This is a genomic window from Marisediminicola senii, assembly GCF_011057645.1.
GTDB classification, from domain to species: domain Bacteria; phylum Actinomycetota; class Actinomycetes; order Actinomycetales; family Microbacteriaceae; genus Marisediminicola; species Marisediminicola senii.
The window spans coordinates 1-18,738 of record NZ_JAALGE010000039.1 but is presented as its reverse complement, the minus strand read 5'-3'; the positions used below and the strand labels follow the sequence as shown (position 1 = coordinate 18,738).

The window sequence follows — 18,738 nt, the reverse complement described above, 5'->3', positions numbered from 1 at the left end:
GACGAGAACGCGCACGATTGACGAAAACGAAGGACATTCTGTCCGCACCGACCCGTTCGGCCGCGGCTTCGGATCGATCCGCCGATTTCTCCGTCGTTTTCGTCAGCACGTGGGCGCCGGACGCCACGAGCCGCCTCGCGGTCAACGAAAACGAAGGAGTACTTCGTTGCACACGGTCTTCGGGGTGCGAAACGGGGCGCTCCTGCCCGTTTCTCCTTCGTTTTCGTTACAAGCCGAGCGCTGCGGCGACGCCTCCCTACCGCGGCGCAACCGCAGCGCCGCCGCTACACGCGCTCGACGAGCAGCGCGGCGTGCCGGCCGTCGACCCGCGTGGCGATCAGCGTCGCGCTGTGCTGGCCAGACAGGCTCAGCCGCTTGCGCAGCTGTGCGGGATCCAGGTCGACGCCGCGCTTCTTGATCTCGAGGGTGCCGATGCCGCGAGCCGCGAGCTCCCGCTTCAGGAGCTTCTCATCGAGCGGGAACGTCTCGAGCACCCGGAACGCCCTCGCGAACGGCGTCTCGACCACGGCGTCCGAGGTGAGGTAGGCGATGCCGGTGCTGAGCATGCCCGCGTCGATGCGGCGGGCGAGGTCGCCGATGAGCCTGGCACGGATGACGGCGCCGTCGGGTTCGTAGACGAAGCTCCCGAGTGCCCGTACCGGCACGTCGTCGCTGTCCGCCGCGGCGGTGAGCTCTGCCGTGCCGTGGTCGCCCATCACGAGGGCGGACCTCGTGATTCCCGGCCGGGCCAGCGGGCCGAACCACACGCCCACCTCGACTACCTCGCGGTCGACGGACACCCACTGCGCCTCCGCGGTCGGGGGAATGAGGTCGCGGTCGATCCCCGGCGCGAGCTTGATACCCGCCGGCATCCGTTCCCCGAGTCCGAACGCGAAGTCCAGCGACGGCGACCAGTCATCGGGGCTGGTGAGCCGACTGGTGTTCTCGTGCCCCGCGGTGCGCCTGGCCGGGTCGAGGAATACGCCGTCGACGTCGTCGAGCGGCACCGTGGTGGCATCGGCGTGCACGACGGTCACCGGGTGCCACGGGGCGAGGTTGTATGCGGCGATGGCGGCGGTCACTTCGTCCCGTTCGACGGCGATCACCGTCATGTCGAGCGCCGCGTAGGCGAGGGCGTCTGCGCCGATGCCACAACCGAGGTCGGCCACCCGCGCGATATCCGCCGCCCGAAAGCGTCCGGCATGCACGGCGGCGACGCTGAGCCGCGTCGCCTGCTGGAGGCCCGCCTCGGTGAACAGCATGCGTGCGGCGAACGAGCCGAACTTGCCGACCGCCTTGGCGCGCAGCTTGCGCTGGCCGAGCACCGCCGCGACATGGGCCGCACTGTTGCCCGCCTTGCGCAGGTCGCTCACCACGAGCAGGGTGTCTTCGGCCGGATCGTACGGCGGCAGCGAGTCCAGAAGACGGAGCCCGTCGGCCGACAGCACTTCGAGTAGTTCGGCGGTCTCCATGCCCCCATTGTTCCAGTCGGGGAGGGGGCGGCCGATACCCGCCGGGGCACACGGCCGACACCCGCCGGGGCACACGGCCGATACCCGCCGGACAGCCGCGACCGACACTCCACGCTGGCACTCCGATTGCGTGAGTGCTAACCGAACCCGTAAGCTGCTTTCTGGCACTCTCAGCGTGAGGGTGCCAACCCCAGGTTTCATTAGTACTGAGAAAGAGGTCAACCGTGTCGGTCTCCATCAAGCCGCTCGAGGATCGCATCGTCATCAAGCAGGTCGACGCAGAGCAGACAACCGCTTCCGGTCTTGTCATCCCGGACACCGCGAAGGAAAAGCCCCAGGAGGGTGAGGTCATCGCCGTCGGACCCGGTCGTATCGACGACAACGGCAACCGCATCCCCCTCGACATCGCCGTCGGCGACAAGGTCATCTACTCCAAGTACGGCGGAACCGAGGTGAAGTACGGCGGGGAAGACCTGCTCGTGCTCTCGGCTCGCGACGTGCTCGCCGTGGTCGTGCACTAGTCACCAGTTCTCCAGATCGAAGGCCCGTCGCTCACGCGGCGGGCCTTCGTCGTTACCGGGGCCCTTCGGGCGAGTAGCATTCCGATAGTGCCGTCAGCCCCGTCAACCCAGCCCGACGGGGTGATCGGCACCCGGCGCACCGGGTTCATCCAGGCCGTCGGCGCCTACGGGCTGTGGGGCTTTCTCCCCGTCTACTTCCTCCTACTCGTTCCGTCTGGACCGTTCGAGATCGTCGCCGCGCGCATCCTCTTCTCTCTGGTTTTCTGCGCCGTGCTGCTGACCGCGACCAGGTCATGGGGCCGCGTCACCGCGATCGTGCGCCAACCCCGCCTCGCCCTCACCATCGGGCTCGCCGGCGTGTTCATCTACGTCAACTGGCAGGTGTACATCCTCGCGGTGCTCTCCGGCCGGGTGCTCGAGGGTGCCCTCGGCTACTTCATCAACCCCATCGTCACCGTGCTGCTCGGCGTGCTCGTGCTGCGCGAGCGGCTCCGCCCCGCCCAGTGGGTCGCGGTCGGCATCAGCGCCGTCGCGGTGCTCGTGCTCGCGATCGGGTACGGCGAGTTCCCCTGGATCTCGCTCATCCTCGCGTTCTCGTTCGGCTTCTACGGCCTGATCAAGAAGCGCATCGGGCCGCGGGTCGACGCGGTCAGTGGACTCGCCCTCGAGACGGCCTGGCTGGTGCCCGTCGCGGTCGTGCAGCTGTCGGTTGTCGCCGCCACCGCGGGGCTCACCATCGGGCAGGTCAGCGCCTGGCACACCGTCGGCATCGTCGGCTCCGGCGTCATCACCGCGATACCACTGCTGCTGTTCGCCGGTGCCGCGCGCCGACTGCCGCTGGTGACCCTCGGCCTCGTGCAGTACCTCGCCCCGCTCCTGCAGTTCGCGTTCGGCGCGTTCGTGATGATGGAGGCCATGCCTCCCGAGCGGTGGGTCGGGTTCGGGCTGGTGTGGCTCGCGCTCGTCGTGCTGACCGTCGACATGGTCACCGCCGGCCGTGGAAGCCGCCGCATCGCGCCGCAGCTCACCTGAGCCGCGGCATCCACCCTCGATTCTCGACGCTGCACCCGACGCTGCATTCAGCGCCGTAGCCGCAGTTTTCGAGCGCGCAGGCCCCGTGCGGCGCAGGGTGCATGCGAATGTAACGATTCCGTCGCGTTACATGCCTGTAACGGCATCGTATTGTGCGGTGGTGTTTCGCTCTATACGTTGAACCAACGGCCGGTCTTTCCGCGCCGTAAACCCTTAACACACCAGAGGAGCACCATGAGCGCATTCCTGAAGGGCACGACGCCTTCCCGCTCGAACGCCTTCTCGGCAGGAATCAAGGTTGTCGCGGCCACCGCCGGCATCCTGTTGCTGGCGTCCTGCGCCAGCGGACCTGCTGAAGAAGACACCACGACTGAAGAGGACACCGCGACCACGTCGTCGCGTCCCGCAGACGGCGTCCTGACCGTCGGAACGATCCTTCCGCAGACCGGCAGCCTGGCATTCCTCGGCCCGCCCGAGTTCGCGGGTGTCGACCTCGCCGCAGCCGAGATCGGCGAATCCGAGTTCGAGTACGACGTCGAGGTCATCCACCGCGACTCCGGTGACAGCGACACCGACATCGCGACCCAGTCGGCCACCGAGCTCATCGACCTCGACGCCGACCTCGTCGTCGGCGCCGCGTCATCCGGTGTCTCCTTCACCTTCGTCGACCAGCTGATCAGCGCCGGCGTCGTGCAGATCTCGCCCGCGAACACCTCGCCCGACTTCACCGACTACGAAGACGACGGATGGTACTGGCGTACCGCCCCGAGCGACGTGCTCCAGGGTCGCGTGCTCGGAAACCTGATGGTCGGCGACGGCAACGAGAGCGTCGGCATCATCTACATCAACGACCCCTACGGCATCGGCCTCACCGAGAACGCCACCACGGCGATCGAGGCGGCCGGCGGCACGGTCAGCGCAGCGGTCCCCTACAACAACGGTGACACGCAGTTCACGTCCATCGTCGACGAGGTCCTCGCCAGCGGTCCCGACGCGGTCGCGGTCATCGCGTTCGCAGAGACCAGCTCGATCATTCCCGAGCTCGTCAACACCCAGGGCTTCGACGGCAGCAAGGTCTACTTCGTCGACGGAAACCTGTCGAACACGTACGAGTTCCCCGAGGGCACCCTTGAGGGCGCGAAGGGCACCCTGCCGGGCAACTTCGCGAGCGACGAGTTCCGTGCTCGCCTGCTCGAGGTCGACCCCGAACTGACCGACTTCAGCTACTCCGCCGAGTCGTACGACGCCGTGATCCTCTCCGCACTCGCTGCCGCCGCCGGTGGAAGCGACGACCCGACCACGATCCGCGACAACCTGCAGGACGTCTCGGAGGGTGGCACCAAGTGCGAGGTCTTCGCCGACTGCCTCACGTTGCTCGCCGACGGTGAAGACATCGACTACGACGGCCCCTCCGGTCCCATCACCTTCGACGAGAACGGTGACCCGACCGAGGCCTACATCGGTATCTACCAGTACGGTGCAGACAACACGTACACGCCGCTGAACGCCGAGTTCGGCAGCCTGAACGAGGAGTAACCTCCACCGCACCACAGCATCACCCGAGGGGCTCGACCGTCAGGTCGGGCCCTTTCGGCGTTCCCGGCCGCCCGAGGGCGTCGCGCACGTCACGCGGACGCAGCTAGCATCCTGGCCCGTGTCGTCAAGAAGACGAGAAGACGAGTGGATGCCGCGGCGCCCGCACAACGAGAAGCGTGCGACCCGGTCGAACCGGATCGCACGCTGTCGTTACGGATCGCACGCTGTCGTTACGGGGTGGCGCCAGGCGCCGCGGTGCCTACACCGGTGCGACGCCTGCCGTGCCGGTCGCTGTGCCGGTCGTGGTGCCGGCGGCGCTGTCGGCGCGCGCCTTGGTGTCGGCGTCCACGTCGGCGGCCAGCGTGCCGAGGTAGAGCTCGGTGACCTTGGGGTCGCGCAGCAGTTCGCGGCCGGTCCCGGTGTACGCGTCCTTGCCCTGGTCGAGCACGTATGCCCGGTCGCAGATCTGCAGGCAGCGGCGGGCGTTCTGCTCCACCATGATCACCGAGACTCCGGCGCGGTTGATCTGGTGCACGCGCAGGAACGTCTCGTCCTGGCGAACGGGCGAGAGCCCGGCCGACGGCTCATCGAGCAGCAGCACCGACGGGTCCATCATCAGGGCGCGGCCCATGGCGACCATCTGGCGCTCACCGCCCGAGAGCGAGCCGGCGCGCTGCTTTCGGCGCTTGGCGAGCTCCGGAAAGATCGTGGTGACGAACTCGAAGCGCTCGGAGAACAGCTTGGGCGCCTGGAACATGCCCATCTCGAGGTTCTCCTCGATCGACAGCGTGGGGAACACGTTGTTGTTCTGCGGCACCATGCCGACGCCCTTGCTCACGAGCTTGTCGGCCTTGAGCCCGGTGATGTCGTCGCCCTTGAGGTGGATCGATCCGCTGCGGATCTTCACCTGGCCGAACACGGCCTTGAGGAATGTCGACTTGCCGGCACCGTTCGGCCCGATGATGCCGATGAGCTCTCCGGCGTACGCGGAGATGTTGCATCCATTGAGGATGTTGACGCCGGGAATGTAGCCCGCCACGAGATCGGTGCTGTAGAGCACGGGCTCGCGGGTTTCGGTGGGGGAGGGGGTGGCGTATGCCGCGGTCGTGTCGGCCATCAGTGCCTGCCTTCTTCTGCGGCGTGCGCCGCCGCTGCCTCTTTGGCTTCGAGAACGGGGTTCGACTCGGTCATGTCGCCGAGGTCCTCGTCGTGGTGTGCGCCGAGGTAGGCGTCGATGACGGCCTGGTCGTTCATGACCTGGTCGGGCGGGCCCTCTGCCACGACCTTGCCCTCGGCCATCACGATGACCCAGTCGGAGATGTGGCGCACCATGTGCATGTCGTGCTCGACGAACAGCACGGACATGCCTTCGGACTTCAGTTCCTTGATGTGGCCGAGTAGCGACTGCGTCAGCGCCGGGTTGACCCCGGCCATCGGCTCGTCGAGCATGATCAGCACGGGCTTGCTCATCAGCGCACGGGCCATCTCGAGCAGCTTGCGCTGCCCACCGGAGAGGGATGCCGCGTAGTCGTCCATCTTCGCGTCGAGCTTGAACCTCGTGAGCAGGTCTTTCGCCCGCACGGTGATCTCGTCTTCGTTCCGGTTCCACAGCGGCTTGAACAGCGCGGTGAACATGTTCTCGCCCGGCTGCTTGGTCGCGCCGAGCAGCATGTTCTGCAGAACCGTGAGCCGGCCGAGCGACTTGGTGAGCTGGAAGGTGCGCACCATGCCCTTGCGGGCCACCCGGTAGGCCGGAACGCGGGCGAGGCTGTGGCCCTCGAAGCTCCATTTTCCGGCGTTGGGCTTGTCGAAGCCGGTCAGCAGGTTGAAGAACGTGGTCTTGCCGGCGCCGTTCGGTCCGATGAGTGCCGTGATCTGGCCGCGGGGGATCTCGACGTGCGCGACGTCGACGGCGGTCAGGCCACCGAAGGTGCGGGTGACGCCGTCGGCGACCACGATCGGGTCGACCTTCTTGCAGCCGGGCCCCACCTCGCCGACGACGAGGGGGTGGGTGAGCATGGTGTCAGACATTGAACGACAGCTCCTTCTTGTTACCGAAGATTCCCTGCGGTCTGAAGACGACCAGCGCCATCAGCACGGCTCCGATGATCATGAACCGTATCTGCCCGGCCTGTGTACCGCTGATGAAGGTGATGATGTCGGCACTGATCAGGCCGCGCAGGATGCCGTCGCTGAGCGTCAGCAGCGTGGCGAAGATCATCGCACCGACGATGGGCCCGAACACGGTCGCGGCGCCACCGAGCAGCAGCATCGTCCAGATGAAGAACGTCAGCGTGGTGCCGTAGTTGGCGGGCTGCACGGCGCGGGGGAGCACATAGACGATGCCGGCGAGCGACCCGAGCACGCCACCGAGGATGAGCGCCTGCATCTTGAATGCGTAGACGTTCTTTCCGAGGCTGCGCACGGCGTCCTCGTCTTCACGGATGCCCTTGACGACACGGCCCCAGGGGCTGCGCATGAGAAGGAACACCAGCACCGAGGCGAGGATCACCAGGGACCAGCCGAACACGCGCACCCAGAGCTGGTTCTCCGTATACGTGAACGGGCCGAAGCCGTAGGTGCCGGACGGGAACGGGTTGATGGCGTTGAACCCGCTGTTGAAGCCGGAGAGGCCGGCGGCGCCGCCGGTCACGTCGGTGAGCGCGGTCGTCGACACCGTGTACCGCACGATCTCGGCGCTCGCGATGGTGACGATGGCGAGGTAGTCGGCGCGCAGTCGCAGCGTCGGCACACCCAGCAGCAGCGCGAAGATGATGCTGAACACGATGGCCGAGAGGAAGCCCGCCCAGAGGGGAGCGTCGAACGACAGGATCGGCACGACGAACGCGTATGCGCCGATGGCCATGAACCCGGCCTGGCCGAAGTTGAGCAGGCCGGCGTAGCCGAAGTGCACGCTGATGCCGATCGCGGCGAGGGCGTATGCGGCGGTCACCGGGCTGAGAAGCTCGCCCGCCGCGCTGTTGAGAATCTGTCCCCAGTCCATGATGGCCTCCTAGCCGACCCGTTCCTTGCGGCCCAGGACACCCTGGGGCCTGACAAGGAGCACGAGAATGAGAATGATGAGCGCGACGGCGTAGCGGAGGTCGTTGGGAATCCAGACCGTCGATACCTCGGTGACGACACCGATGATAAGGGCGCCGACCAGGGCGCCGAACGCGCTGCCGAGGCCACCGAGGGTGACCGCGGCGAACAACAGCAGCAGGATCTGGAAGCCCATGCTCCAGTTCACCTGGCGGAACACCCCGTACAGGATGCCGCTGAGGCCGGTGAGGGTGGCCGCGAGGATCCAGACGATGCGGATGATGCGGTCGACGTTGATGCCGGATGCCGCGGCCAGCGATGCGTTGTCGCTGACTGCCCGGGTGGCCTTGCCGATGCGCGTGCGGGTGAGGAAGAGTCCGACGAGGATGAGCATCAGGATGCTCACGCCCATGCTCACCAGCGAGGCGACGGTGATGGTGGCCGGCCCGATGTCGATCGTCGCGGTCAGGCCGGTGTCGATCGTGTAGATGTTGCCGCCGAGGAAGAACAGGATCACGTAGCGGGCGAGGATCGAGAGGCCGATGGTCACGATCATGGCCTGCACCAATCCCACCCCCCGCCTTCTCAGGGGTTTGTGGAGCCAGGCGTCCTGCGCGTACCCGGTGAACGCGCTCAGGGCGAGTGCGATCGGAATCGACACGTAGAGCGGGAGTCCGATGACCGTTCCGAAGAAGAAGAAGATGACCGCACCGAAGGTGACCATCTCGCCGTGCGCGAAGTTGTTCAGCTTGGTCGTGCCGTAGATCAGCGAGATGCCGATCGCGCCGAGCGCGAGCAGCAGGCCGAAGTTCAGGCCGTAGATGAAGCGGGTGAGGATGGTGTCGGCGATGTTGTTCTCGACCACCGTTCCCTCACCGGTGGGGAACAATACGTTCACGGTGTTGGTGGTGCCCAGGGTCACGTCACGCGTGATGTTCTCCGGGTCACGCGGAACGATGCCCTCGGGAAGGGTGTCCGGCAGGAGGGTCGCGGTGTAGGCGCCGGGGCCGGGAACCGGAACGGTCCAGCGACCGTCTTCTCCGGTCACGCCGACCTCGTCGAAGCCGTCTCCCTCTACCTGCACCTCGACGCCCTCGATGGGGGTGTCGCCATCGCGGATCAGGCCGCCGATGGTGAAGGTGCTGGTGAAGTCACCCGATGGGGATGGCTCCGGCGACGGGGAGGTCGCCGCGGACGCGGGGCTGAGGCCCATGAGGACCGCGAGCATTATGCCCATGATCATACTGGCTACGGTCGCGGCGATGGTGGTCACCACTGGCGACGCGCGTCGATACATGAGTGGCACAGAACCTCCAAGAGCAAAAGCCGCCGGAATCAAGGGCTTCTCCCGGTGTGAGGCTGGTTGTCGTCACTGACGTTACTAAGCGTTTGTGTCCCCGGTGTTTCGGGTGCGGCACAAACGCATCCGCTCATTATGGGCTGCGGAATACCCTGATCGCCAAACCGTTAAGATCGGTACACCGGGATTCGATGCCGCACACCGGAGTATCCCACCCCTCTCGCGATCCAAGGAGAGTCATGACTCAGCCTGATCCATTCGGTTTCATCGGCCTTACCTACGACGACGTCATGCTCCTTCCCGGGCACACCGACGTCATTCCCAGTGAGGCAGACACCTCGTCGCGGCTCACCCGACGCATCACGGTGGCGTCGCCGCTCGTGTCATCCGCCATGGACACCGTCACCGAGTCGCGCATGGCCATCGCGATGGCCCGCAACGGTGGGCTGGGCGTGCTGCACCGCAACCTCTCTATAGAGGACCAGGCCGCGCACGTCGACCAGGTCAAGCGCAGCGAGTCGGGCATGATCACGAACCCGCTCACCACGACCCCCGACAGCACGGTCGCCGAGGTCGACGAGATCTGCGGCCAGTTCCGCGTCTCCGGCCTCCCCGTCGTCGAGAGCGACGGGCGTCTGGTCGGCATCATCACGAATCGCGACATGCGCTTCGTCTCACCGTTCGAGAAGTCGACGACGCTCGTGCGCGACGTCATGACCCGGGGCCCGCTAGTCACCGCCCCGGTCGGTATCGACCCGGACTCCGCGATCGCCATCTTCGCGCAGCACAAGATCGAGAAGCTTCCCCTCATCGACGCGGAAGGGCGCCTCAAGGGCCTCATCACCGTGAAGGACTTCGACAAGAGCGAGCAGTACCCCAGCGCGACCAAGGACGCCGAGGGTCGCCTGCGGGTCGGGGCCGCCATCGGCTTCTTCGGCGACGCGTGGGAGCGTGCGTCGGCGCTCGCCGAGGCCGGCGTCGACGTGATCGTGGTCGACACCGCGAACGGCGACTCGGAGGGCGTGCTCAACATCATCCGCCGCCTCAAGTCCGACCCCGGCTTCGCCCACGTCGACATCATCGGGGGCAACATCGCCACCCGCTCGGGAGCCGAGGCGCTCATCGCCGCCGGCGCGGACGCGATCAAGGTCGGTGTCGGTCCGGGCTCGATCTGCACGACGAGGGTCGTGGCCGGTGTGGGCGTTCCGCAGGTGACCGCCGTGTACGAGGCATCCCTCGCCGCCCGCGAGCACGGCATCCCGGTCATCGCCGACGGTGGGCTGCAGTACTCCGGAGACATCGCGAAGGCACTCGTCGCCGGCGCGGACACCGTCATGCTCGGCTCGCTACTCGCCGGATGCGACGAGAGCCCCGGCGACCTGGTGTTCGTCAACGGTAAGCAGTTCAAGAACTACCGCGGAATGGGATCGCTCGGTGCGCTGCAGACCCGCGGCAAGAAGACCTCGTATTCGCGCGACCGGTACTTTCAGGCCGACGTGCCGAGCGACGAGCAGCTCATCGCCGAGGGCATCGAAGGACAGGTGCCGTACCGCGGCCCGCTGTCGGCCGTCGCGTACCAGCTGATCGGCGGGCTTCGCCAGTCGATGTTTTATACCGGCGCCCGCACCATTACCGAGCTCAAGGAGAAGGGCCGCTTCGTGCGCATCACCGCGGCCGGCCTCAAGGAGTCGCACCCGCACGACGTGCAGATGGTGCTCGAAGCGCCGAACTACCGCCGCTGATCCGCGGGGCGTGGGTGGAGGCATCCACGCCCCACCACACCCCGGTGGCATGACGGGGTGGCAAACGGGGCGCCCGGTAGGGTTGTCGGGTGAGTGACGTAGAGATTGGCCGCGCGAAGCGGGCCCGCAGGGTGTACGCGTTCGACGACATAGCGATCATGCCGTCGCGGAGGACCAGGGACCCGCAGGACGTCTCGACCACGTGGTCGATCGACGCCTACCAGTTCGACATCCCGTTCCTCGCGGCCCCGATGGACTCGGTCGTGTCGCCCGCGACCGCGATCCAGATCGGGCGCCTCGGCGGCCTCGGCGTGCTCGACCTCGAGGGCCTTTGGACGCGCTACGACGACCCGGAGCCCGTGCTCGCCGAGATCCGCGAACTCCCCGCGGCCGACGCCACCCGCCGCATGCAGGAGCTGTACTCGCGACCGATCCAGCCCGAGCTCGTCACCGCGCGCCTCGCCGAGATCCGCGCCGCCGGCGTCACCGTCGCCGGGGCGCTCTCCCCGCAGCGCACCCAGGAGTTGTACGAGACCGTCGTCGCCGCCGGGGTCGACCTGTTCGTCATCCGCGGCACCACCGTCAGCGCCGAGCACGTCTCGAAGACCGGCCGGCCACTGAACCTCAAGAAGTTCATCTACGAGCTCGACGTTCCCGTCATCGTCGGCGGCGCCGCCGGGTACACGCCGGCACTGCACCTCATGCGCACGGGCGCGGCCGGCGTGCTCGTCGGATTCGGCGGGGGAGCGGCATCCACCACCCGCCGCGCGCTCGGCATCCACGCGCCGATGGCGACCGCGATCGCCGACGTCGCTGGCGCGCGCCGCGACTACATGGACGAATCGGGCGGCCGCTACGTGCACGTCATCGCCGACGGCGGCCTCGGAACCTCCGGCGACATCGCCAAGGCGTTCTCGGTCGGCGCCGACGCTGTGATGCTGGGCTCGACCCTCGCCCGCGCCACCGAGGCGCCGGGCGGCGGCTGGCACTGGGGAACCGAGGCCCACCACAGCGAACTGCCCCGCGGACACCGCGTCGAGGTGGGCTCCATCGCCCCGCTCGAGCAGATCCTGTTCGGCCCATCCACAGTCGCCAATGGCAGCATGAACCTGGTCGGCGCGCTGCGCCGGTCGATGGCGACGACGGGGTACTCCGACCTCAAGGAATTCCAGCGCGTAGAGGTCGTTGTCGCTCCATACAGCGTCGGATAGCGTTGTGATGTGGACGGCCCCCGAGCCGCTTCCACGAACTGGGAGGCACCAATGTCCACTGCTCACACGGACGGCACCACGAAGCCGGTCAGCCGATCGACGAAGATCGGACCGGCGGAACGCGAAGAGGCCATCGCGGCCCTGAAGACCAAGGAACTCGACATCCTCGTCGTCGGCGGTGGCATCGTCGGCACCGGGGCGGCATTGGATGCCGCGACCCGCGGGTTGCGCGTCGGCATGGTCGAGGCCCGCGACTGGTCGAGCGGAACCTCGTCGCGCTCGTCGAAGCTCGTCCACGGCGGCATCCGCTACCTCGAACAGCTCGACTTCCGCCTCGTGCGCGAGGCACTCAAGGAACGCGGGCTGCTGTTGCAGCGCATCGCCCCGCACCTGGTCAAGCCGGTGCGGTTCCTGTACCCGCTCAAGAAGCGCGTCGTCGAGCGCGTGTACATCGGTGCCGGCATGCTGCTCTACGACATCTTCAGCTACAGCGGCGGCCGCCCGCCCGGGGTTCCGCACCACCGCCACCTGACCAAGCGCCAAGTCATGCAGATGGTGCCGAGCCTCTCGAACGACGCCCTCGTCGGAGGCATCACCTACTACGACGCCCAGGTCGACGACGCCCGCTACGGCGCGACGCTCGCCCGCACCGCCTCGTTCTACGGCGCCCACATCGCTTCGCGGGTGCGGGTCGAGGGCTTCATGAAGGTCGGCCAGCGCGTCGTCGGCGTGCACGCCCACGACCTCGAGACCGGCGAGAGGTTCGACATCCGCGCCAAGCAGGTCGTCAACGCGACCGGCGTGTGGACCGACGACACCCAGGCCATGGTCGGGGAGCGCGGACAGTTCAAGGTGCGCGCATCGAAGGGCGTTCACCTCGTCGTGCCGCGCGACCGCTTCCAGTCGAAGCTCGGGCTGCTGCTGCGCACCGAGAAGAGCGTGCTCTTCGTCATCCCGTGGGGCCGCCACTGGCTGATCGGCACCACGGACACCGACTGGAACCTCGACAAGGCGCACCCGGCCGCGACCGCCGCCGACATCGACTACATCCTCAAGCACGTCAACGAGGTGCTCGCCGTTCCGCTCACCAGGGACGACGTCGAGGGTGTCTTCGCCGGCCTCCGGCCGCTACTCGCCGGGGAATCCGACCAGACGTCGAAGCTGTCGCGCGAGCACCTCGTCGCGCACGCCGTTCCCGGCCTCGTGGTCGTCGCCGGCGGCAAGTGGACGACGTACCGCATCATGGCGAAGGACGCCATCGACGAGGCAGTCGCTGCGCTCGACGCGTCGGTGCCGAAGAGTGCGACCGAAGACATCGCCCTGCTCGGAGCCGAGGGCTATCACGCCGCCTGGAACAAGCGGGCCAAGATCGCCAGGGCGTTCGGCGTGCACAAGGTGCGCATCGAGCACCTGCTCAACAGGTATGGCACGATGACCGACGAACTCCTCGACCTGATCAGGGCCAACCCCGAACTCGCCGAGCCGCTTCCGGGAGCCGACGACTACCTCGGGGCCGAGGTCGTCTACGCCGCATCGCACGAGAGCGCGCTGCACCTCGAAGACGTGCTCGCCCGCCGCACCAGGGTCTCGATCGAGGCCTGGGACCGCGGGGTGTCCGCCGCCCCGGTCGCCGCCCGCCTGATGGCCGGGGTGCTCGGCTGGAGCGAGGAGCGCATCGAGAACGAGGTGGGCAACTACCTCAAGCGGGTCGCCGCCGAGATCGAGAGCCAGACCCAGCCAGACGACGAGTCCGCCGACCGGGTTCGCCTCGAGGCGCCCGACATCATCACCGTCAAGTAGCGCCCTCCGTCGGCGCCCTGCAGGCACAAAACCTGCAGGGTGCCCTCGGTAGACTGGGGATTCTGCACTCGATGCACGAAACCAGCGCCGAAGGAGATTCCCATGGTCGATGTTCGGCGGGTCACGTTGCCCGGCGTCGGGGTGCTGCACACCTTCATCACCGGTGACGGCGGCAAGTGCGGCGTCATCACCCACCGCTCCGGCCTCAGCGACCTGATCAGCTTCGCCGATGCGGATGACGGGTCGGATGCCAGCAAGGTCTCGCTCCGCCTGAACGAAGACGAGGCGCACACCCTCGCCGAATTGCTCGGCGGAACCCGCATCACCGAGGGCATCGAGGGACTCGACCAGATCCCCGGCCTCAGCATCGACTGGTTCTCGGTCGACTACGACGACCACATCGCCGGCCACGAGCTCGGCAACCTCGCCTCCCGCGGTGTCGTCGGCCTCACCGTCGTCGCCGTCGTGCGCGGCGGCTCGGCCAACCCGGCCCCCGCCGACGACTTCAAGGTGTTCCCCGGCGACACCCTCGTAGTCGCTGGCTCGCCCGAGAAGGTCGCCAAGGCGTTCGCGTTCTACCGCACGGGCGAGATCGCCCGCGTCACCACGGCGGTCGACTCCCCGCCCGGCGGCTGACCGTGCACCTCGGGGAAGAGCTGGTCGTCCTCGGCCTTCTTCTGCTCATCGCCTACGTCCTCGGACGCCTCGGCTCGAAGGTGGGCCTGCCCGCCATCCCGATCTACATGATCGTCGGCCTCGCCGCGAGTCCGTACACCGGCTGGTTCCCGCTGAGCTTCGAATCCGGCAACATCGAGCTCATCGCGGTCTTCGGCCTCATCCTGCTGCTGTTCAACCTCGGCCTCGAATTCGACCAGGACGCCTTCTTCAGCAACGCGGGCAAGCTGCTCATCTCGGGCGGCTCGTACATCCTCGTCAACATGAGCGTCGGCTTCGCCTTCGGTTTCCTCGTCGGCTGGGGCAGCCGCGAGGCGCTCATCATCGCGGGCATCACCGCGACGTCGTCGAGCGCGATCGTCACCAAGCTGCTCATCGAGCTCAAGCGGCTGCCCAACGCCGAGACCCCGATGATCCTCGGCGTCACCGTCGTCGAGGACATCTTCATCGCGATCTACCTCGCCATCGTGTCGGTCGTGCTCAGCGGCGAGACCGAGATCTGGCCGGTTATCGGCAAGCTCGGGGTGGCGTTCCTGTTCCTCGTCACGATGTTCTCCCTCGCGCGCTGGGGAGGCAAGGTGGTCTCCCGGCTCATCCGCACCAAGGACGACGAACTGTTCACCATCCTGTTCTTCGGCCTCGCCCTGCTGTTCGGCGGAATCGGCGAGCTGCTCGGCGTCACCGACGCGATCGGCGCGTTCCTCATCGGCCTCGTGCTCGGCGCGACCCGCTTTCGCAACCGCATCGAACAGCTGTCACTGCCCATGCGCGACCTGTTCGGCGCGTTCTTCTTCCTCAACTTCGGGCTGACACTCAACGTCACGACCTTCGGCGCCGTCGTGGTGCCCGTGCTGCTCGCGGTGCTGATGACCGTCTCGCTCAACATCATCGCCGGGCAGTTCGTCGCGCGCATCAACGGCCTCGGCGTGCAGGCCGGCATCAACGCGACCGTCATCCTGCAGAACAGAGGCGAGTTCGCGCTGATCCTCGCCACCCTGTCGCTGAGCGCCGGGCTCGACGAGCGCATCGTGCCGTTCGCCGGCCTGTACGTGCTGATCATGTCGATCGGTGGACCGGTGCTCGCGGCCAACTCCGAGAGGATCGGCGGCGTCATCCTGGGCACCAAGAAGAAGAGGTTGGCGGATGCTGCACGCGACCGCCAGCGCGCAGAGAACATCGCCCTGGTCGAGGCGGCGACCGCGGCGGCTGCCACCCCGCCGGCGCCGGCCACCCCGCAGCCCGGCGCCGCGCAGCCGTCGACCACCGCGCAGCCAGCCACCCCCAAGCCAGTGTCGGTACTCTCGGCGGGAGGCCACGTCGACGCGGACGGCCTCGCCGAATTCGACGACCTGGACCGGACGGATGCCTCCGACCCCTTCGTCGCCCAGGCTGACGCGCAATCCGACGCCCAGCCCACCCGCCCCCGAGACCCGGAGTACTGAGCATGTGGAATATCGCCCGTCGCCCGCGATGGATCGCGCTGCTCGTGCTGGCGCTCGCCATCGCCGGGGGATTCGCGGCGCTCGGGCAGTGGCAGCTCGCCCGCGGGCTCGCGGCCGGCGTCGTCGTCGAGCGCGAGACCGAGACCACGGGCGCGCTCGAGGACTATGCGGAGCCCCAGCAGCCCATGCGCGACGACGCGGGAGGGCAGCTCGTCGAGGTGTCCGGCCAGTTCGTCGACGGTGACTTCATGGTGGTGAGCGACCGCCTCGACGAGGGTGACATGGGGTACTGGGTGATCGGACACCTGCGTACCGATGAGCCCGGTTCGCCGTCGCTCGCCGTGGGGCTCGGGTGGACCGCGTCCGGTGAGCGGGCGGCATCCATCGCCGAGGGCCTGACCGCGGAGAGCGTGACGCTGACCGGCCGCTACCTGCCCACCGAGGCCGCGCAGCTGACCGACTTCGAGGACGGCGCGTTCAGCACGGTGGCGACCGCCGCGCTGGTGAACATGTGGGAAGCCGACGGCGGTATCTACAGCGGGTACCTGGTCGCCGACGAGCCGGTCGACGGGCTGGGCACCATCCACTCGCCGCCCCCGGTCGACGAGGTCTCGGTGAACTGGCTGAACGTGTTCTACGCAGCCGAGTGGGTCGTGTTCTCGGGCTTCGCCGTGTTCATGTGGTTCCGCCTGGTGAAGGATGCCTGGGAACGCGAGCAGGAGGAGGCGGCCGAGGCTGCCACCGACGCCGCAGCCGCAGCCGACGCCGAACCGGCGCACGTAAACTAGGGCCATGCCCCTCAAGCCCAAAGTCTCCGACCTGCCGCGCATTCGGGGAGCATTGAAGTTCTACCGGATCGCCGCGTACATCACCGGCGTCTTTCTGCTGCTGCTGATCTTCGAGATGGTGTTCAAGTACACCCCGCTGCAGCTCGAGATGGAGATCGGCGGGCCCGGCGGCTTCTTCGCCCTGGTTCCGATCGACACCGTCACGGCCTTCAACCTCTCGAGCGCCATCCTCATCGCGCACGGCTGGATGTACGTGGTCTACCTGTTCGCCGACTTCCGCCTGTGGAGCATCATGCGGTGGCCGTTCTCCTACTTCATCTCCATCGCCCTCGGCGGTGTGGTCCCCCTGCTGTCCTTTATCGTGGAGCACTTCATGACCCGTCGCGTACAGGCCGAGATCGCCCAGCTCGAGCAGTCGACCACCCCGGTGGTGGCGTCATGAGCGAGACCAGCCAGCGCCCGGTACTCGTCGTCGACTTCGGCGCGCAGTACGCGCAGCTGATCGCGCGGCGCGTGCGCGAGGCGAACGTGTACTCCGAGATCGTGCCGCACACCATCACCTCCGACGAGGTCGCCGCGTTGAACCCGGCCGGGATCGTGCTGAGCGGTGGCCCGTCGAGCGTGTACGAACCCGACTCGCCCACCCTCGACCCGGGCATCCTCGGGCTGGGCGTTCCCGTTCTCGGCATCTGCTACGGCTTCCAGGTGATGGCGCAGCAGCTCGGCGGGGAGGTCGCGAATACCGGCCTGCGCGAGTACGGCTCGACCGCCGTGACGCTGGCGCCCGGCGACAGCAGCCTGCTCGGCGGCCAGCCCCCGCAGCAGACCGCGTGGATGAGCCACGGCGATTCGGTGTCGAAGGCCCCCGAGGGGTTCGAGGTGCTCGCGTCGAGCCCGTCGACCCCGGTCGCGGCGTTCGCCAGCGACGCCCGCCGCCTGTACGGGGTGCAGTGGCACCCCGAGGTGAAGCACTCGCAGTTCGGCCAGAACGTGCTGGAGAACTTCCTGCACACCGCGGCCGGCATTCCCGCGGACTGGAACAGCGGCAATGTGATCGCCGAGCAGGTCGCCCGCATCCGTGACCAGATCGGCGACGCCCGCGTGATCTGCGGGCTCTCCGGCGGCGTGGACTCCGCCGTCGCCGCGGCGATCGTGCACGAGGCGGTCGGCGACCAGCTGGTCTGCATCTTCGTCGACCACGGCCTGCTGCGCCAGGACGAGCGCCGTCAGGTCGAGGAGGACTACGTCGCATCGACCGGGGTGCGCCTGGTGACCGTCGACGCGGTCGAGCAGTTCATGGATGCGCTCGCCGGCGTCACCGACCCCGAGCAGAAGCGCAAGATCATCGGCCGCGAATTCATTCGCAGCTTCGAGGGGGCGGCAGAGGCGCTCGTGCTCGAGGCGGCCGCGGGCGGCGAGGCGATCAAGTTCCTCGTGCAGGGCACCCTCTACCCCGACGTCGTCGAGAGCGGCGGCGGGTCGGGCACGGCCAACATCAAGAGCCACCACAACGTGGGAGGGCTGCCGGAAGACCTCAAGTTCGAGCTCGTCGAACCGCTGCGCGCACTGTTCAAGGACGAGGTGCGGGCCATCGGCCGCGAACTCGGGCTGCCGGAGGCCATCGTGGGACGCCAGCCGTTCCCCGGCCCCGGCCTCGGCATCCGCATCATCGGCGAGGTCACGCACGAACGCCTCGAGCTGCTGCGCAAGGCCGACGCGATCGCGCGTGCCGAGCTCAGCGCGGCGGGCCTCGACGACGAGATCTGGCAATGCCCAGTCGTTCTGCTGGCCGACGTGAGGTCGGTCGGCGTGCAGGGCGACGGGCGCACCTACGGGCACCCGATCGTGCTGCGCCCGGTGTCGTCGGAAGACGCGATGACCGCCGACTGGACGCGCCTGCCCTACGACGTGCTCGCCCGCATCTCGAACCGCATCACCAACGAGGTGCCCGGCGTCAACCGAGTCGTCCTCGACGTGACGAGCAAGCCGCCGGGCACTATCGAGTGGGAATAGCACGCAGTGCTATTCCAGTCGGTCGTTCCGGCGCTTGCGCGGTCAAGTCCCCGGTGGTGGTGTAGCGGTGTCCTTCGGTTTGGGGGTTAGGCGCTGAGTCCGAGGGCGGGTTCGGTGGTCACCTCGGTTCCGGTGTCGGGGACGAGGGTGAGGCGGGATCTGGC

At 67.7% G+C, this 18,738-nt stretch carries 16 protein-coding genes; 11 read left to right on the top strand and 5 right to left on the bottom strand.

What is annotated here, in order from left to right; genetic code table 11:
• Positions 1-284: 284 nt before the first annotated feature.
• Positions 285-1,472 (bottom strand): class I SAM-dependent methyltransferase, encoded by a 1,188-nt coding sequence (locus G5S38_RS11775; protein WP_165068837.1) that lies wholly within the window; start codon positions 1,470-1,472, stop codon positions 285-287.
• Between the two features lie 224 nt (positions 1,473-1,696).
• Between G5S38_RS11775 and groES the strand changes: the two genes are divergently transcribed.
• The 3 genes from groES (at position 1,697) to G5S38_RS11760 (ending at position 4,561) form a co-directional block, all read left to right on the top strand.
• Complete coding sequence (groES, locus tag G5S38_RS11770; protein WP_165068835.1) at positions 1,697-1,993, top strand: co-chaperone GroES; 297 nt, start codon at positions 1,697-1,699, stop codon at positions 1,991-1,993.
• 87 nt (positions 1,994-2,080) lie between these two features.
• Complete coding sequence (gene rarD / locus G5S38_RS11765) at positions 2,081-3,025, top strand: EamA family transporter RarD (RefSeq protein WP_235929040.1); 945 nt, start codon at positions 2,081-2,083, stop codon at positions 3,023-3,025.
• Positions 3,026-3,259: 234 nt separating this feature from the next.
• Positions 3,260-4,561 (top strand): ABC transporter substrate-binding protein, encoded by a 1,302-nt coding sequence (locus tag G5S38_RS11760; protein ID WP_165068832.1) that lies wholly within the window; start codon positions 3,260-3,262, stop codon positions 4,559-4,561.
• A 259-nt stretch (positions 4,562-4,820) separates the two neighbouring features.
• On the opposite strand, the gene G5S38_RS11755 is transcribed toward G5S38_RS11760, so the two are convergent.
• From G5S38_RS11755 to G5S38_RS11740, 4 genes are read right to left on the bottom strand one after another with little or no spacing between them, the layout of a single operon-like run.
• Positions 4,821-5,678 (bottom strand): ABC transporter ATP-binding protein, encoded by an 858-nt coding sequence (locus tag G5S38_RS11755; protein WP_165068830.1) that lies wholly within the window; start codon positions 5,676-5,678, stop codon positions 4,821-4,823.
• Positions 5,678-6,592 (bottom strand): ABC transporter ATP-binding protein, encoded by a 915-nt coding sequence (locus tag G5S38_RS11750; protein WP_165068828.1) that lies wholly within the window; start codon positions 6,590-6,592, stop codon positions 5,678-5,680. Before G5S38_RS11750 ends, G5S38_RS11755 begins: the two co-directional genes overlap by 1 nt.
• Positions 6,585-7,565 carry a branched-chain amino acid ABC transporter permease gene (locus G5S38_RS11745; protein WP_165068825.1) on the bottom strand — a complete coding sequence of 327 codons (981 nt, stop codon included), beginning with the start codon at positions 7,563-7,565 and terminating at the stop codon, positions 6,585-6,587. The genes G5S38_RS11750 and G5S38_RS11745 overlap by 8 nt, the downstream gene beginning before the upstream one ends.
• A gap of 9 nt (positions 7,566-7,574) precedes the next feature.
• Positions 7,575-8,831, bottom strand: a complete 1,257-nt coding sequence (locus G5S38_RS11740) for a branched-chain amino acid ABC transporter permease (RefSeq protein ID WP_235929039.1) — start codon at positions 8,829-8,831, stop codon at positions 7,575-7,577.
• 311 nt (positions 8,832-9,142) lie between these two features.
• Between G5S38_RS11740 and guaB the strand changes: the two genes are divergently transcribed.
• The 8 genes from guaB (at position 9,143) to guaA (ending at position 18,574) form a co-directional block, all read left to right on the top strand.
• A complete protein-coding gene (gene guaB, locus G5S38_RS11735; protein ID WP_165068821.1) occupies positions 9,143-10,645 on the top strand; it encodes an IMP dehydrogenase in 1,503 nt (500 codons plus the stop codon).
• 89 nt (positions 10,646-10,734) lie between these two features.
• Positions 10,735-11,856 (top strand): GuaB3 family IMP dehydrogenase-related protein, encoded by a 1,122-nt coding sequence (locus G5S38_RS11730; RefSeq protein ID WP_165068819.1) that lies wholly within the window; start codon positions 10,735-10,737, stop codon positions 11,854-11,856.
• A gap of 51 nt (positions 11,857-11,907) precedes the next feature.
• Positions 11,908-13,656, top strand: a complete 1,749-nt coding sequence (locus G5S38_RS11725; protein WP_165068817.1) for a glycerol-3-phosphate dehydrogenase/oxidase — start codon at positions 11,908-11,910, stop codon at positions 13,654-13,656.
• A 102-nt stretch (positions 13,657-13,758) separates the two neighbouring features.
• Positions 13,759-14,292 carry a cation:proton antiporter regulatory subunit gene (locus G5S38_RS11720; protein WP_165068815.1) on the top strand — a complete coding sequence of 178 codons (534 nt, stop codon included), beginning with the start codon at positions 13,759-13,761 and terminating at the stop codon, positions 14,290-14,292.
• Positions 14,293-14,294: 2 nt separating this feature from the next.
• Positions 14,295-15,773, top strand: coding sequence for a cation:proton antiporter (locus G5S38_RS11715; protein ID WP_165068813.1), 1,479 nt, complete (start codon positions 14,295-14,297; stop codon positions 15,771-15,773).
• 2 nt (positions 15,774-15,775) lie between these two features.
• On the top strand, positions 15,776-16,561 hold the full coding sequence (locus tag G5S38_RS11710) for an SURF1 family protein (protein WP_165068811.1): 786 nt from the start codon (positions 15,776-15,778) through the stop codon (positions 16,559-16,561).
• A gap of 4 nt (positions 16,562-16,565) precedes the next feature.
• Positions 16,566-17,003, top strand: a complete 438-nt coding sequence (locus tag G5S38_RS11705) for a DUF3817 domain-containing protein (protein WP_165068809.1) — start codon at positions 16,566-16,568, stop codon at positions 17,001-17,003.
• Entirely contained in the window at positions 17,000-18,574 is a 1,575-nt protein-coding gene (gene guaA, locus G5S38_RS11700; protein WP_165068807.1) for a glutamine-hydrolyzing GMP synthase, read from the top strand. The genes G5S38_RS11705 and guaA overlap by 4 nt, the downstream gene beginning before the upstream one ends.
• Positions 18,575-18,738 lie beyond the last annotated feature (164 nt).